The following is a 15,485-nucleotide window of genomic DNA, read 5'->3' as shown; positions in this document are numbered from 1 at the left end:
ATAATTGAATGCTGTTCTAGTATTTATTAAAAGTTATTTACGGAAAATTAATCTGACACCTTTTCCTCTAGGCAAATCTATTCGTACCTTAATGCTTCTACGGGATTCATCCTTGAGGCTTTATAGGCCGGATAAAAGCCGAAAAATATTCCTACGCACAGGGAAAATACGACTGAGATTATTATAGGTTCCGCCGTCACTACGGTTTTAAGGGGAGAGAAAGCGGAAATTGCGCTTGAAATTCCGAAGCCTAGACCGATGCCGAGCAGTCCGCCGAAAAGGCTTAAAACGGCCGATTCTATCAGAAACTGTTTAAGGATATCGGATTTTTTAGCGCCTATAGCCATTCTTATTCCTATTTCTTTGGTTCTTTCGGTTACGGAAACAAGCATTATGTTCATTATGCCTATGCCGCCTACCAGCAGGGATACTGCGGCAATGCTTGCGAGAAGAATGGTAAAAGTAGCGGCGCTGGAATTTGCCGCCTGGGCTATTTCGGTAAGGTTTCTGACGAAAAAGTCGTTAGGTTTATTCACCGGTATATGATGTCTTTGCCTTAATAGACGCGTAATTTGAGACTGGGCAATAACCGTGTCTTTCTGAGTTTTTGCGGAAACTGCTATGGCGTGCACCCATGTCGTGCCGGCAATCTTTTCCATCATAGTCGTTATAGGTATAATCACCGTGTCGTCCTGGTCCTGTCCGAAAGCGTTAAATCCTTTAATAGATAAAAGACCTATAACGGTAAACGGAACGCTGTGAATAATTATTATGTGTCCTATGGGATTTATAAGCCCGAAAAGTTCGGTTGCCGCCGTGTTTCCTATTACGGCTACGTTAGCCGCTGAAGCAACCTGCTGGTGAGTAAAAAAAACGCCTTTTGCTACCGGCCATTTCCTTACTATCGGAAATGTAGAGTTTGATCCGTTGATTAAAGTTGACCAGTTGTTTCCCCTCCATATTACCTGCTGGGACATTCCGAGCATTGCGGTATCGGTTTTAACCGAAGAAAGTTTTCTTATTGCATATGCATCGTTCAGCGTAAGCGTAGGCAGAACTCCGAAACCGCTGTGTATTCCTCCGAGCGACGACGAACCGGGAAGTATAATCAGCATATTGGAACCCATCGAGTTAATCGATGCCTGAATGGCTTTAGATGCGCCCTGTCCGATGCCTATCGTTGCGATAACCGAGCCTACGCCTATAATAATTCCGAGTATCGTCAAGAACGACCTTATTTTATTCCTCAACAGGGTTTTATATGCCGATTCCAAGTCAAGAAAAAAAGCAAATTTTACGCGTTTTCGTTTCATATTTTTTTTATGGTTTCCGAAGACAAAATAATTCCGTCTTTTACCGTTATAAGTCTTTTTGCATAATCTGCTATATGCTTATCGTGCGTTACCAGAATTATAGTAGCGCCCCTTTCAGTATTAATTTTTTCAAAAAAATTCATAACGTCCGCCCCTCTTACGGAGTCGAGATTACCCGTAGGTTCGTCAGCCATTATTATAGGAGCGTCGTTTACTACGGCTCTTGCTATAGCCACTCTTTGCTGTTCTCCGCCGGATATCTGATTCGGAAATTTATTTCCTTTTTCCGAAAGATCGACGAGTTTTAAAGCTTTTAGCGCCATTTCTTCGGAGTCTTTTGAGTGATAGCCCGAATAATAAAGAGGCAGCATAACGTTTTCAATAATAGAAAGCCTTTGTATAAGATTAAAACCCTGAAATACGAAGCCTATTTTTTTATTTCTAATTTCGGCAAGTTCGTCCGGCGTAAGTCCGGAGACATCCTTCCCTTCAAGAAAATAGCTTCCGGAAGTAGGTTTATCCAAACATCCCAATATGTTCATTAGAGTAGATTTCCCTGAGCCGGATGCGCCCATTATCGAAACGAATTCCCCGTTTTCTACGGTAAGGTTTATTCCTTTAAGTACTTCATAGGAAATATCGCCTATTTTATAAATCATGCCGATATTTTCAAGCCTTATCAGAGGAACGTCGTCTTTAGTATTATAGCTGTTTGCCATATTATATTTCCTTAGGAAAAAAAGTGTCAGATTTTACTACCAAGATTTTTTGATTTTGGAAAAAGGTGTCAGATTAATTTTACGCAAAATCTTTTATAGTTAATTGTTTCTTTTCGTATGCGTAAAATAAAATCTGACACCTTTTTCCATGGCGTCTTTTTCCATTTGCAACTTGTTCTGCACATTTTTTAGAAGAACATCCTTCTTCCAGGAGCCGCGGCGCCTTTAGAGGAAGATTGTATGCCCGTTATTACTTCGGTGCCGCTCTTAATATCTTTCGAGGCGACCTCCGTATATTCGTCGTTATTTATACCAAGTTTTACTATAACCGGTTTGGGAACGCCGTTTTCCAGTACCCATACGACGCCTTCGCCGACTTTTAATTTTTTAGTGATATTATTTAAAATCTGTTTGTTTTCTCCGGTCGGAATAAATCTTAAAGCTGAATTAGGGACGCCGAGGACGCCTTTTTTTTCCGAAACGTAAATTTTAACTATAGCGGTCATTCCAGGAAGCACCTTCTCGTCGTCGTTATTAAAAAATATCGTGACGTTATAGCTGACGACTCCGGAAACGGTCGTAGGATTAATTCTTATATTATGAACGCTGCCCCATACGGTTTTATCTGGATATGCATATACGGTAAATGAAGCCTCATCGCCTTTTTTAATGCCGCCGAGGTCCGCTTCGTTTGTAGTCGTATCTATTTCCATTTTTTTTATGTTTTCGCCTATTACGAAAAGGTTCGGCGTCTGAAAACTTGAAGCGACGGTCTGACCGACCACGACCCCTACGTTTATTATAATGCCGTTAACCGGCGAATATATATTTGTGTAAGAAAGGTTTGTTTCGTCCTGACCCAATTGCGCCTTAGCCGCATTTACCGCATCTTCTAAATATTTAAGCTGGGCTATATCCTGCAGATAAACGCTGTAGGCGTTTTGTTCCGTCTGATGCGCTATCAAGTTTTCTTTCCATAGTTTTTCGTCCCTGATATAAGTCAGCCTGTCGTACGATAACGCCGCCCTTTGCTTAAGGACGTTTGCTTCGGCGGAAGCAAGATTTGCTTTATCCTGGTCGACTTTTTGGATAAAGGGGGCAGGGTCTATTTGAGCGAGAAGCTGTCCTTTTTTAACTATCGAGTTGTACCAGACGTAAAGTTTTGAAAATATTCCCGATACCTGCGCTCCCACGTTTATAGTATTTATAGGATTAGCCGTTCCGGTAGTAGTAACATATTTTTGTATGGTAATGGGTTTTACCTGATAAAGGTCGTAAGAAACTTTATGCGTTTTAGACTTTATAATAAAATAAGACGCGATAAATATCGCAAGTAAAATTATAATCGCGATTATAATAATTTTTTTATTTTTTTTCATTGTTTCACCTTTATTATTTTAAATAATGTTGCGGTATTAATCCTAGGTCGGAATATAGTTTAGCTTTTAGATAAAAATATGTGTATCTGCCGTTTATATAGCTTGTCAATGCCGAAATATACTGGGCGTTTGCCGTTACGAGCTGAACCATGGAACCTACTCCCACTTCGTAGCTTTTAAAAGCAAGAGTATAAGCAAGTTTTGAAGCCTTTTCGGAAGATTTCAGCGCCTTAACGGTTAAATACTGATTGTTTAAAGCGTAATAATCGCTTGAAACGCCGTAAATCAAGTTGTTTTCGGTAAGTTTTTTATTCCAAATGGAGCCGTTTAACGCCGCTTTGGAATAATCTATTTTATTTTGAGTTAAAAATCCGTTAAAAATAGGTATTGAAACGGAAAGTCCCGCAGAATAATTTCTGTTAAGCGGAAAAGCCGAATTTACTCCGGTATATGAAAAATCTGCGTTAAAAGACGGATAATAACCGCTGTCGGACTGTTTTACGGAAGCTTTTGCCGCTTTTACCGCATACAGAGCCTGTTTTAGCTGAGGATTATTTTTAACTGCCGATTTAATCAGCCTTTGCAGTTTGCTTTTAAAAGGTTTAAATTTCAAGGTATTTATGAAAACGTAGTTTTTCGAAGGCGGAAGCCCTATGGAATTTAAAAGAGCCAGCCTTGTTATGCGGACGTTGAATATAGAATTTATATAAGCGGCTTTTGCGGTTTCCATTGTCGCTTTTGCCGTTTCCGCGTCTAAAAGGTCGCCCGTACCTACTTTGTAAAATGCTTCTGCGGCTTTATACTGCATTTCGTCGTTTTTAAGGTTTTCTTTGTCGGCTTTCATTAATTCTTTGTCGGCAAAATATTCGGCAAAATTTAAAATAACGTTATATAAATCGCTGTTTACGGCATAATTATAACCTGCGTCAGCGCCTTTCATCTGATATTTTGCGTTAAGATAACCGTAATAGCGCGAGCCGAAAGAATAAAGCATATACGTCGCATTCAAAGACGCCGAATAGTCGTTAAGCGAATAATTTATACCAGGTTCCGTAATTACCTGTCCTCCGGAAATTACGGTATTATTATCTACGTCCATAACCGAATTTTTTGAAAATCCGGCGCTTGCGGAAATTTGCGGATAATATTGAGAAAGAGTTTCATTTTTTGTATATACGGACGAAAGATATGAATATTTTGAAGTTAATATTCCGGGGTAAAGTTTGACCGCAAGCCTTAACGCATCTTTAAAGGTTATATTTTTTTTTGTTGCGCCGTAAGAATTTCCGGCGTTGGTAAATAATATAGCTATAATTAAGAAAAGAAAAGGCAATATTATTTTTTTTATGGTATTAATATTCATTTTATATTATTATATTATATAGATTATTATATATCGATATTATATTAAATTATGAGGACAGAATTCAATTATGTCCTCATCACAAATTATAACGTCGCATTGTTAATAAATAATTAATAAATCATAAACAAAAAATATAATGCATAATAATTCATTAAATGATGTTAATCAATAATAATCATAATGACTTTAAAGTCATTTGTCAATATAAATATTTTCTAGCCGATGCCGTTAAGTTTTAATCTAATAAGTTTGGGATGTCCTAAAAATCAGGTAGATTCCGAAAATATATTTACCCGTCTCGAAAAGTCGGACATAAGATTTACTTCCGACTCCGATTCATGCGATATCTGCGTAGTAAACACCTGCGGTTTTATAGAAGCGGCAAGAAAAGAATCTATAGGCGTAATAATGGAAGCGGTCGAGAAAAAAAAGTCCGGCGCAGTAAAATATATTGCGGTGACGGGATGCATGGTAAACAACAACATAGAAATACTTAAAAAAGAACTGCCCGAAGTCGATATTTTTCTGGCTACTTTCGACGAAGAAAAAATAGTAGAAGAAATTGAAACTGCGGCGGGAAAAAAAATATCGGGCAGGCAGGCTTCCTCAAAAGAATATAAAGAATTCGAAAGGGAGCATTTTAACTTAAAAAGCACGGCATACCTTAAAATATCCGAAGGATGCAGCAGGTCTTGTTCTTTCTGCACTATTCCTTCAATTAGGGGCGCATACCGCTCGAAATCTATAGAAGAGATTAAAAAAGAAGCCGCCTATTTAGCTTCGGCCGGAGTCGAAGAATTAATAATCGTTTCCCAAGATACATCTTATTACGGAACGGATGCGGGAGTTAAAAACGGTTTATACGTTCTGCTGAAAGAGCTTATAAAAATAAAAGGCGTCAAGTGGATAAGGCTTATGTATCTTTATCCTTCGGCGGCTTTGTTTACCGATGATTTAATAAGCCTGTTTAATAATGAAGAAAAAATTTTAAAATATATAGATATGCCGGTTCAACATATTAGCGATAAAATTCTTAAATTAATGAAACGCGGCGAATCAAAAAAAGACGTTTTAAGAATTATAGAAAAAATAAAAAACGAAATCCCCGGCGCCGCATTAAGGACTTCCCTTATTATCGGTTTCCCCGGAGAAACGGATAAAGACTTCGAAGAATTATCGGCGTTCGTTAAGGACGTAAAATTCGACAACCTCGGAGTTTTTAAATATTCGGACGAAATGTCGGCCGTTTCATATAAATATAATCAAAAAGTAAGCGCAAAAATTAAATCCGAAAGATATAAAATTTTAATGGAAACTCAAAAATCGCTAATCGGCTCAATAATGTCTAAACACATAGGTCGGACGTACGAAGCTGTAATAGACGAAATAAACAATAAAACGGTAAAGCTTAGAACTTACTTTCAGTCGCCCGATATCGACGGATATACTTATATGTATTCAGAAGACTTAAAAAATAGTCGCGGATATATTGCAAAAAAAAATTTTATATATGTTAACATCAATAAAATTAAGGGCTACGACCTGTTATGCACGCCCTCGGCTATATAATTAGAAGTAAAAAATTCTTGACTAAAATTTAATTAAGGTTTATAATTTAAGAACGGCATTTTAAAATCGAATAAAAAAACAAAAAATATACGATTTTCAATCCGAAAACATAAAATAAATTCAATTTTAATTCAGGGACAATAGCTATGAAAACGGTTTTAAATGAACAAAACAGGCGGAATTTTGTCGCACAGGTCGAGTCTATGCTGCACGACAAACTATCCAAGTGCTATCAATGCGGCAAATGTTCGGCGGGATGCCCCGTTAATTTTGAAATGGATTATACTCCAAACCAGATTATAAAAATGACCGAACTTGGAATGGAAGATACCGTTTTAAATTCTAAAACGATATGGCTGTGCGTTTCGTGCAATACCTGTTCGACCAGATGTCCGAAAGGATTTGAAGTTACCGGAATAATGGACGTTCTTAGGGAAATAGCCGAAAGAAAAGGAATAACTTCAAAAACGGAAAAAGAAGTACAGATGTTTCACGAAGTTTTTCTGGAAAACGTCAAGTCGCACGGAAGAATTTTCGAACTTGAATTGGTCGGCAAATATAAATTAAAAACAAAACATCTTTTCAGAGATATGTTTTTGGCTCCAAAAATGTTTGAAAAAGGAAAACTTAAAATGCACGGAGAAAATCTTTCAGGCTTAAATCAAATAGCAAAAATTTTTAAGGATTTCGAGTAAAAAGTTAAAGGAGAAATTAAAAAATATGAAATTAGCATATTACCCCGGATGTTCGTTAAAAGGAACGTCTTTTGAATATGAAGTTTCGTTGTTAAAAATTCTTGAAGCTATGAACATAGAGGTCAAGGAGATTCCCGACTGGAACTGCTGCGGAGCTTCAGCCGCCCACAGCATAAACCATAATCTTGCTATAGCTCTTCCGGCAAGAAACCTTGCCATAGCCGAAAAGGACGGTTTCGAATCCGTCCTTGCTCCATGCGCCGCATGCTCCAACAGGCTCAAAAACGCCGATTATGAACTAAAAAGAGACGATATACTGAAAAAGAAAATAACCAATTCTTTGGAAATGCCCTATGATTCCGAAATGAGCATAAATAACATGCTCGAATTCCTCATAGGAATAGTCGGCAAAGACAAGATAAAATCGATGGTTAAAAAACCGCTTGCGGGACTTAAGGTTGCATCGTATTACGGCTGTTTATTAGTAAGACCTCCTAAAGTTATGCAGTTCGACGATCCCGAAAATCCCGTTACCATGGACGAGCTGGTTTCTCTTACCGGAGCGGAGCCGGTCGACTATTCTTATAAAACCGAATGTTGCGGGGCTATTAATTCTCTTTCCAAACCGGACGTAGTTATGGCTTTGACGGGAAAAGTTTTGTACGATGCCAAAAATCACGGAGCAGACGTCGTAGTAGTCGCCTGCCCCCTGTGCCATTCAAATTTAGACGTCAGGCAGAAAGAAATAGAAAGAAAATACGAAGAAAAAATAGGTCTGCCGGTTTTGTTTATTACGGAGCTTCTGGGCCTTTCTTTCGGAATTAATCCTAAAGACCTTGCGATAGACGGACATATGGTTGCGGCAGACAGAGTACTAAAAAAAATAGAAGAATTATCTAAATAAGCAGTATAGATTATTTATGTAAATAAATTCCGGTTTCGCAGTAAACTGAATGAAATTAATTTCATAAAATTGAATATTTAGGTTTTCCCTAAAATCGGAAATTAAGATTATTTATTAAGTTACATACGAGAGGTAAAATATTATGTCAAGAATAGGCGTGTTTGTCTGCTGGTGCGGTTCTAATATAGCGAGCACCGTCGACGTAGAAAAAGTAAGAGAGGAAGCTGCAAAAATACCCGGAGTAGTCAGCGCCGTCGATTACAAATATATGTGTTCCGACCCGGGACAGAACAGCTTGAGGAACGTAATTAAAGAGAAAAATTTAACGGGCGTCGTTCTTGCCGCATGTTCGCCTCATATGCACGAAAACACATTTAGGAAAGCTGCGGTAAAAGAAGGATTGAATCCGTATTTCGTAGAAATTGCAAATATCAGGGAACAGGTTTCATGGGTTCACGAAGATAAAGAAAGAGCTACCGCAAAAGCCGTCGATTTAATGAAAATGATGGTTGAAAAGGTAAAAAGAGATAAGCCCATAGAAGACGTCAGAGTTCCATTAAATAAAAAAGCGCTGGTTATAGGCGGAGGCATTTCGGGAATACAGGCCGCCTTAGATATCGCGAACGGCGGAGTAGAAGTTATATTAGTCGAGAAAGAACCGTCTATAGGCGGCAGAATGATACAGCTCGACGAAACCTTTCCTACTTTAGACTGTTCCAGCTGCATAATGACCCCGAAAATGGTCGAAGCAAACCAGCATCCGAACATTAAATTATATACATATTCCGAAATAGAAGACGTTTCCGGCTATATAGGAAATTTCAAAGTAAAAATAAAGAAAAAGGCAAGAAGCGTCGTCGAAAAAGACTGTACTGGATGCGGCGAATGTTGGAATGCTTGTCCTATGCACAAAAACGTTAAAAGCGAGTTTAATCTAAACTTGTCGGAAAGAACCGCAATATACGTTCCGTTTCCTCAGGCGGTGCCATTAGTGCCCGTGTTAGACCGCTCCGTATGCCTTCATTTTAAAAAAGGCGGAAAATGTCAGAAATGTTTCGACGCCTGCGGTCCAAAGTGTATAGATTTCAGCATGCAGGACGAAATAATAGAAGAAACGGTCGGCGCAATAGTAGCCGCAACCGGATACGACCTCATGGAAACTTCCATGTACGGCGAATACGGTTACGGAAAATATAAAGACGTGGTTTCGGGATTGCAGTTTGAAAGGCTTCTTTCTGCCTCCGGACCTACCGAGGGCGTAATAAAAAGACCTTCTGACGGAAAAACGCCTCAGACTATAGTGTTTGTTCAGTGCGTAGGTTCGAGGGACCCCGAAAAAGGAGTTCCGTATTGTTCCAAAGTTTGTTGTATGTACACGGCAAAGCACGCAAAACTTTTTGCTCATAAGGTTCACGGCTCGCAAAGCTATGTTTTTTATATAGATATAAGATCTACAAGCAAGGGATACGAAGAGTTCGTAAGAGGAACTATGGAGCAGGACGGAGCGGTTTATTTAAGAGGCAGGGTATCTAAAATATATGAAGACAACGGAAAACTTATAGTAAAAGGAGCCGATACTCTTTCCGGGAATCAGGTAGAAATAGCTGCCGATATGGTTGTTCTTGCAACCGGCGTAATACCCAAAAAAGGTTCCGACAAACTTGCTCAAATGCTTGGAATATCATACGATAAATATGGTTTCTTAACCGAATCTCATCCTAAATTGAGACCTGCGGAATCTTCTACGGCAGGCATATTTCTTGCCGGTATGGCACAGGGACCCAGAGACATTCCTGAATCGGTAGTTTCGGGTTCTGCGGCGGCTTCAAAAATACTCGGCTTGTTTTCCAAAAGCGAGTACGAGGTCGAAGGAACTATATCGAGCGTTAACGAAGCGACTTGCGTTGCCTGTTTCTACTGCCAGAGAGTCTGCGCTTATAACGCTATTACCAGAAAAGAAATTAAAGACAGAAACGGCAACGTCGTAAAAGTCGTTGCTAACGTAAATCCAGGACTTTGCACCGGATGCGGAGCATGCGTGAACGCCTGCTTCTCTAAATCTATCGACGTCAAAGGCTTTATGGACGACCAGATATATGCGGAAATTAAATCGTTAGCAGTATAACTTATAGGGAGTATCGGAATTTAATTCCGGTACTCCCACAAAATTGAACCGTATTGACGGAATTCAATCCGTCCTTACCACAAAACGGAAAAAAAGGAGTCTTTCAGACATGGAAGATATGAACGCAGAAAAGGAAAAACAAAAAGAAGGAACGGCGGCAACTAATGCCGGCAGTCAAAGCGATCCAAGGTTAATAGCTTTCGTCTGCAACTGGTGTACTTACAACGGCGCGGATCTTGCCGGAACGAGCAGAATGAAGTATTCCGACAACGTAAGAGTTATAAAACTGCCGTGTACCGGAAGAATAGACCCGCTTTTTATAGTAGAAGCTTTTAAAAAAGGTGCAAAAGGAGTTTTGGTCTCCGGCTGTCACCCCGGCGACTGCCATTATACCAGCGGAAATTATCATTCAAGAAGAAAATATGCGACGTTTAGAGATTTACTCGGTTATCTCGGAGTAGATTTAAACAGGGTGGAATTTTCCTGGATAAGCGCATCGGAAGGAAACAAATGGGTTGCCGTAATTAACGAATTTACGGATAAAATTAAATCTCTGCCGGATAAAACGACGGATATATTTACAAAAAAATAAAGGATATATTTATGGCAAACACAAAAACAGACGAAAAACTGCAAAAAATAGCAAAAGATCTTCTCGAAAGCGGCGAAGTGAATCTTATAATAGGATATACCAAAGGTTCTAATCCGCAAAGAATGAGACCCGTTTTTATAACTAAACCGGAAGAGGTTGAAAAGCTTTCGTTCAGCCATAACGCCGTTCAAGATTTAGCCGTATTTTTAAAAAAACAGGAAGTTAAGAAATACGGAAAAATAGGAATAACCGTTAAAGGATGCGACGAAAAAGCCGTTAATACCTTAATTCAGGAGTATCAATTATCGAGAGACAACATAAAAATAATCGGCATGCAGTGCAACGGCGTAATAAAACAAAATCTTGCAGATAAAGGCGAAACAAAAGTTTCGGAAACTACGGTGTACGATAAATGCCTCGTATGTCAGGAACATACGCCCGTTCTTTACGATTTTCTTGTTGAAACCGAGGAACCGGAATTGAGCCTGTCGGGAAGCGTTAAGCCTTATGCCGAGATAGAAAAATTAGAGGCTATGAGTACCGAAGAAAAAAATGCTTACTGGGCAAAAGAGTTTGATAAATGCATTAAATGTTATGCCTGCAGGCAGGCTTGCCCGCTTTGCTTCTGCTCAAGATGCATAGTAGAAAAAAATATGCCTCAGTGGATAGATACCAATTCGGAAGAACCCGGAAATGCACAGTGGAATATGATAAGAGCTTATCATCTTTCCGGCAGGTGCATAGGATGCGGAGAGTGCGAAAGAGCATGCCCCGTGAACATTCCGCTTATGCTGATAAACGAAAAAATGGCAAGAGACGTATATAATCTTTTTGGCTACAAATCAGGACTGGATATCAATGCTAAACCCGTTTTCGGCGTATTCAGCGAAAGCGATTTCAACGACTTTATAAAATAAGAAATAAGATATTGGAGACGGCTTATAATGGAAGAAAAATATTTTGAAATTTCCTCGGAAAATCTTAAAAAATTTGTTGACGGGATGATAACCGATAACTATGAGGTTATAGCGCCGACCAATAAGGACGGCGATACTTTTTACGGAAAAATAAGCAGGTTTGAAGAAGCAAACCTAGATATTTTATTGCCTAAGATGTCTTATAAAGAATATCTTCTTCCTAAAACCGAAACGATTTTTGAGTATTCGATTTCGGGAGTCGATACCGATATTAAAGACGGCCTGCAAAGTATTGCCGGCGCAAACGAAAAACGGGTTATTTTCGGGGGAAGGCCTTGCGATGCCGGAGCAGGCCCCATAATGGAAAAAGTTTTTAACTGGGATTATAAGGACGAATTCTTTAACGAAAGATTTAAAAATCTGACCATAATTTCTATAGCCTGCGAAAAACCAGATAATTATTGCTTCTGCACTGAAATGCAGCTTTCTCCTGAAAGTTCTTACGGTTCGGACGTTCTTCTTAAAAAATCGGGCGATAAATATTTTGCTATAGTTACCGGAGAGAAAGGGCTAAACCTTATAAAAAAATATTCGGATTTATTTACCGAAACTACAAAAGACAAAGTTCCGGCAGATAAAGATTGGAAAAAGATTTTTGAAATAGAAAAGACTAAAAGCTTTTTAGATAAAAATTTCGAGCATAACTATTTTCAGGAAAGATTTTTATCGTGCATAGGCTGCGGAGTCTGTACTTACACATGTCCTACATGCCACTGTTTCGATATTCAGGACGAAGGCAACCTTAAAGAAGGCAGGAGGATCCGCAACTGGGATTCATGCCAGTTCGGGATATTCACTCTTCATACTTCGGGCCATAATCCGAGGGTTACTCAGGGCGACAGATACAGACAGAGATTAATGCATAAGTTCAAAATTTACAGCGAGAAATTCGATAAATATTTATGCGTAGGGTGCGGCAGATGTTCGAGAAACTGTCCCGAAGACATAGATATAAAAGAAGTTGCGAAAAATTTAGCCGAAATGGCGTAAATAATAGTATAAAAAATATAATTTAATATTAATATTATATAGCGGGAGCATATAGTTAATGGAAAATATCTATTTGCCTAAACTGGCGGAAATAAAAGAAATTATTCAGGAGACTGCGGACACTAAAACGATACGCCTTACCATAGACGGAAAAAGCATAGATTTTCTTCCAGGTCAGTTCGGCGAATTTTCGCTGATAGGAGAAGGCGAATCTACTTTCGGTTTTTCATCCTCACCTTTAAGAAAAGAATATTTTGAATTCAGTTTCAGGACTTCGGGACGTGCTACGACCGGTATAAACGGATTAAACGAAGGCGATAAAATTGCTTTCAGGGGTCCTTACGGAAACTATTTCGATACGTCGAAAATGCACGGCAAAGATATCGTCTTCGTCGGCGGAGGCATAGGCATGGCTCCGGTTAAGTCTATTATGGAATATTGTCTCGACGAGCGCGATAAATACGGTAAAATTACTATACTATACGGCGCTAGAACCGTAGGCGACCTTTTGTATAAAAATATTTTCGACGAATGGAAAAATCATAAAGATACGGAATTTGTCGTAACGGTAGATCCCGGCGGAGAAACTCCCGACTGGAAAGGAAAAGTCGGCTTCGTTCCTACTATTCTGGAACAGCTTCCTCTTAAAGGCGAAAACAGCATAGCGGTGGTTTGCGGACCTCCGATTATGATTAAGTTTGCTTTAAAAACTCTTGAAGAAAAAATGGGTTTCAGTAAAGAAAATATAATAACTACTCTTGAAAACAGAATGAAATGCGGACTAGGAAAATGCGGGAGATGCAACGTTGGCAGCGTTTACGTATGCAAAGACGGCCCGGTGTTTACGGCAAAAGAGCTTGAAAGCCTGCCCAACGATTTCTAATTCTAACGACTGAAACTAAAATTTATGCAGCTATTAATAATTCATGCCGACGATTTTAACTATTCTTTAACAGGGAAAACTCCGGTTGCCGAAGAAATAGACAAATCTGCCGTTAAGGATACAGGCAACTTTTTTGAAGAGCCGTTAGTAGTTTTTTGCACCGTAGAAAAAGCAGACGCTAAAAACAACGAAGATATAGTAAAACAGGCTTTTACGCAAATCAAAGATAAAGCCGACAAATTAAAACCGCGCATAATTATAGTCTATCCTTATGCACATCTTTCCAATAGCCTTGCCGACCCAAGACTTGCAGTTTCTACGCTCGAATCGTTAAAAAACGAAATAGCGGCGTTTTATCCGGTTTACAGAGCGCCTTTCGGATGGTATAAGAGCTTTAAAATATCGTGCAAGGGTCATCCGTTAAGCGAATCGTCGAGGCATATCACCGAGTTACCGGCCGAAAGTTCGCCAAATACGCAGACAAAAGCATACGGAACTAAAAAAACAAGGGAAGACGTAGTTAAAGACGTTGAAAGCGAATTTTTTATATTAAATTTCGACGGCAAAGAAACAAAAATTGATTTAAAAAACGCAAGCGTCTTAGACGATAAATCGCTCAAAGATTTTCCGTCGCTTAGAAAGGTAATCGCATACGAAGAATTTAAAATAAAAGAAGGAGAAACGCCGCCTTCGGTTTCCGCCATGAGGCGTCTAGAGATTGCCGACCACGAAGAAAATTCCGATTCAGGGCATCTGCGCTTTTATCCGAAAGGAACTTTGCTCTTTAAACTTTTATCCGATTGGGCGGAAGATATAGCTTTAAACCGTTTGAACTGTATGGAAATAGAAACTCCGCTTATATACAACTGGAATAAACCGGAGATAAAAGGGCAGGGCGAATCGTTTCACGAAAGGCACTATTCTATTTTAGTGCCGGACGAAAAATCAGAAACCGGCGGATTTGCTCCTTCCAAAGAATTCGTATTGAGGTTTGCTGGAGACTTCGGACTTTTTTCTATGCTTAAAGATACTAAAATGAGCTATAAACATCTTCCGTTAAGATTTTACGAAATTTCTAAGAGTTTCAGGTATGAAAAAAGCGGCGAATTAGCGGGTTTAAGAAGGCTGAGAGGCTTCACTATGCCGGATATACACAGTTTTTGCCTTAATCTCGAAGAAGGTTTTAACGAATACCATGCTCTTTACAGGACTTACGCCGACCTTGCGGAAGGCACCGGAATAGAATACGCCGTAGTTTTTAGAATAGTCAAAGAATATTACGAAAAATATAAAGATAAAATCGTAGAACTGTTAAAATACTCTAAAAAACCTGCTCTCATCGAAGTTTTATCTAAAATGAAGCACTACTGGGCGCTTAAACACGAATTTCAAGGCGTCGACTCGGTAAACGGTTCCTGCCAGCTTTCTACGGTTCAGCTCGACGTTGAAGACGCCAAAAGATACGGCTTGAATTTTACTACCGAAACAGGCGAAAAAGCCGGATGTATAATATGTCATTCTTCGGTCGGGGCTATCGAAAGATGGATGTATCTGATAATAGAAGAAGCCCTTAAAAAAGATATTCCGGTTTTTCCATTATGGTTAAGCCCCACTCAGGTCAGGATTATACCGGTATCGGAAAAGTTTTACGATATTGCGGTTAAATTAAAAGAAGAAATTAGCGGTTCGGGGATAAGGGCGGATATCGACGACAGGGATTTCAGCTTAGGCAAAAAGATAATGTTTGCAGAAGAAGAATGGGTTCCGTACATCGCCGTCGTAGGACAAAAAGAAGCTGAAAGCGGAGTTTTATCGATTAGAAACAGATATAAAGAAAGAAAGAATTTTAATATAGACAAAGCCGATTTTATTAAAGAAATTAAAGCCGAAACAAAAGGGATGCCTTACAGAAAACTTATATTGCCGGATATGCTTTCAAAACGGCCTATATTCGTCGGATAAATATAATAAGG

13 protein-coding genes are annotated in these 15,485 nt (G+C 39.1%); 9 read left to right on the top strand and 4 right to left on the bottom strand.

The window, feature by feature from the left end; genetic code table 11:
• Positions 1-77 precede the first annotated feature (77 nt).
• The 4 genes from EVJ48_03490 to EVJ48_03475 form a co-directional block, all read right to left on the bottom strand.
• Entirely contained in the window at positions 78-1,313 is a 1,236-nt protein-coding gene (locus EVJ48_03490; protein RZV39759.1) for an FtsX-like permease family protein, read from the bottom strand.
• Positions 1,310-2,032, bottom strand: coding sequence for an ABC transporter ATP-binding protein (locus EVJ48_03485; GenBank protein ID RZV39758.1), 723 nt, complete (start codon positions 2,030-2,032; stop codon positions 1,310-1,312). Before EVJ48_03485 ends, EVJ48_03490 begins: the two co-directional genes overlap by 4 nt.
• Positions 2,033-2,220: 188 nt before the next feature.
• On the bottom strand, positions 2,221-3,411 hold the full coding sequence (locus EVJ48_03480; protein ID RZV39757.1) for an efflux RND transporter periplasmic adaptor subunit: 1,191 nt from the start codon (positions 3,409-3,411) through the stop codon (positions 2,221-2,223).
• Between the two features lie 13 nt (positions 3,412-3,424).
• A complete protein-coding gene (locus EVJ48_03475; GenBank protein RZV39756.1) occupies positions 3,425-4,774 on the bottom strand; it encodes a TolC family protein in 1,350 nt (449 codons plus the stop codon).
• Positions 4,775-4,999: 225 nt separating this feature from the next.
• On the opposite strand from EVJ48_03475, the gene rimO reads away from it, so the two are divergent.
• From rimO to EVJ48_03430, 9 genes are all read left to right on the top strand, one after another.
• Positions 5,000-6,346: a 30S ribosomal protein S12 methylthiotransferase RimO gene (gene rimO, locus EVJ48_03470; protein ID RZV39755.1), complete on the top strand. Its 1,347-nt coding sequence runs from the start codon at positions 5,000-5,002 to the stop codon at positions 6,344-6,346.
• Positions 6,347-6,492: 146 nt separating this feature from the next.
• On the top strand, positions 6,493-7,041 hold the full coding sequence (locus EVJ48_03465) for a 4Fe-4S dicluster domain-containing protein (GenBank protein ID RZV39754.1): 549 nt from the start codon (positions 6,493-6,495) through the stop codon (positions 7,039-7,041).
• A 25-nt stretch (positions 7,042-7,066) separates the two neighbouring features.
• Positions 7,067-7,945 (top strand): heterodisulfide reductase subunit B, encoded by an 879-nt coding sequence (locus EVJ48_03460; protein RZV39753.1) that lies wholly within the window; start codon positions 7,067-7,069, stop codon positions 7,943-7,945.
• Positions 7,946-8,087: 142 nt separating this feature from the next.
• Positions 8,088-10,070: a CoB--CoM heterodisulfide reductase iron-sulfur subunit A family protein gene (locus EVJ48_03455; protein RZV39752.1), complete on the top strand. Its 1,983-nt coding sequence runs from the start codon at positions 8,088-8,090 to the stop codon at positions 10,068-10,070.
• Positions 10,071-10,188: 118 nt separating this feature from the next.
• Positions 10,189-10,662 carry a hydrogenase iron-sulfur subunit gene (locus tag EVJ48_03450; protein ID RZV39811.1) on the top strand — a complete coding sequence of 158 codons (474 nt, stop codon included), beginning with the start codon at positions 10,189-10,191 and terminating at the stop codon, positions 10,660-10,662.
• 11 nt (positions 10,663-10,673) lie between these two features.
• Positions 10,674-11,579, top strand: a complete 906-nt coding sequence (locus EVJ48_03445; GenBank protein RZV39751.1) for a hypothetical protein — start codon at positions 10,674-10,676, stop codon at positions 11,577-11,579.
• Positions 11,580-11,606: 27 nt separating this feature from the next.
• A complete protein-coding gene (locus EVJ48_03440) occupies positions 11,607-12,629 on the top strand; it encodes a hypothetical protein (GenBank protein ID RZV39750.1) in 1,023 nt (340 codons plus the stop codon).
• 58 nt (positions 12,630-12,687) lie between these two features.
• Complete coding sequence (locus tag EVJ48_03435) at positions 12,688-13,512, top strand: heterodisulfide reductase subunit F (protein ID RZV39749.1); 825 nt, start codon at positions 12,688-12,690, stop codon at positions 13,510-13,512.
• Between the two features lie 24 nt (positions 13,513-13,536).
• A complete protein-coding gene (locus EVJ48_03430) occupies positions 13,537-15,474 on the top strand; it encodes a threonine--tRNA ligase (GenBank protein RZV39748.1) in 1,938 nt (645 codons plus the stop codon).
• Positions 15,475-15,485 lie beyond the last annotated feature (11 nt).

Source organism: Candidatus Acidulodesulfobacterium acidiphilum (assembly GCA_008534395.1).
Lineage (GTDB): Bacteria > SZUA-79 > SZUA-79 > Acidulodesulfobacterales > Acidulodesulfobacteraceae > Acidulodesulfobacterium_A > Acidulodesulfobacterium_A acidiphilum.
Note: the sequence above shows the minus strand (reverse complement) of the source record. Positions and strands in the feature narration are given on the sequence as shown.

Bases quoted from the DNA above. Each gene is read 5' to 3' on its own strand.
- EVJ48_03445 (RZV39751.1), top strand. From the start codon at position 10,674: ATGGCAAACACAAAAACAGACGAAAAACTGCAAAAAATAGCAAAAGAT.
- EVJ48_03490 (RZV39759.1), bottom strand. From the start codon at position 1,313: ATGAAACGAAAACGCGTAAAATTTGCTTTTTTTCTTGACTTGGAATCG.
- EVJ48_03480 (RZV39757.1), bottom strand. From the start codon at position 3,411: ATGAAAAAAAATAAAAAAATTATTATAATCGCGATTATAATTTTACTT.
- EVJ48_03455 (RZV39752.1), top strand. From the start codon at position 8,088: ATGTCAAGAATAGGCGTGTTTGTCTGCTGGTGCGGTTCTAATATAGCG.
- EVJ48_03435 (RZV39749.1), top strand. From the start codon at position 12,688: ATGGAAAATATCTATTTGCCTAAACTGGCGGAAATAAAAGAAATTATT.
- EVJ48_03475 (RZV39756.1), bottom strand. From the start codon at position 4,774: ATGAATATTAATACCATAAAAAAAATAATATTGCCTTTTCTTTTCTTA.
- EVJ48_03460 (RZV39753.1), top strand. From the start codon at position 7,067: ATGAAATTAGCATATTACCCCGGATGTTCGTTAAAAGGAACGTCTTTT.
- EVJ48_03450 (RZV39811.1), top strand. From the start codon at position 10,189: ATGAACGCAGAAAAGGAAAAACAAAAAGAAGGAACGGCGGCAACTAAT.
- EVJ48_03430 (RZV39748.1), top strand. From the start codon at position 13,537: ATGCAGCTATTAATAATTCATGCCGACGATTTTAACTATTCTTTAACA.
- EVJ48_03485 (RZV39758.1), bottom strand. From the start codon at position 2,032: ATGGCAAACAGCTATAATACTAAAGACGACGTTCCTCTGATAAGGCTT.
- EVJ48_03465 (RZV39754.1), top strand. From the start codon at position 6,493: ATGAAAACGGTTTTAAATGAACAAAACAGGCGGAATTTTGTCGCACAG.
- rimO (RZV39755.1), top strand. From the start codon at position 5,000: ATGCCGTTAAGTTTTAATCTAATAAGTTTGGGATGTCCTAAAAATCAG.
- EVJ48_03440 (RZV39750.1), top strand. From the start codon at position 11,607: ATGGAAGAAAAATATTTTGAAATTTCCTCGGAAAATCTTAAAAAATTT.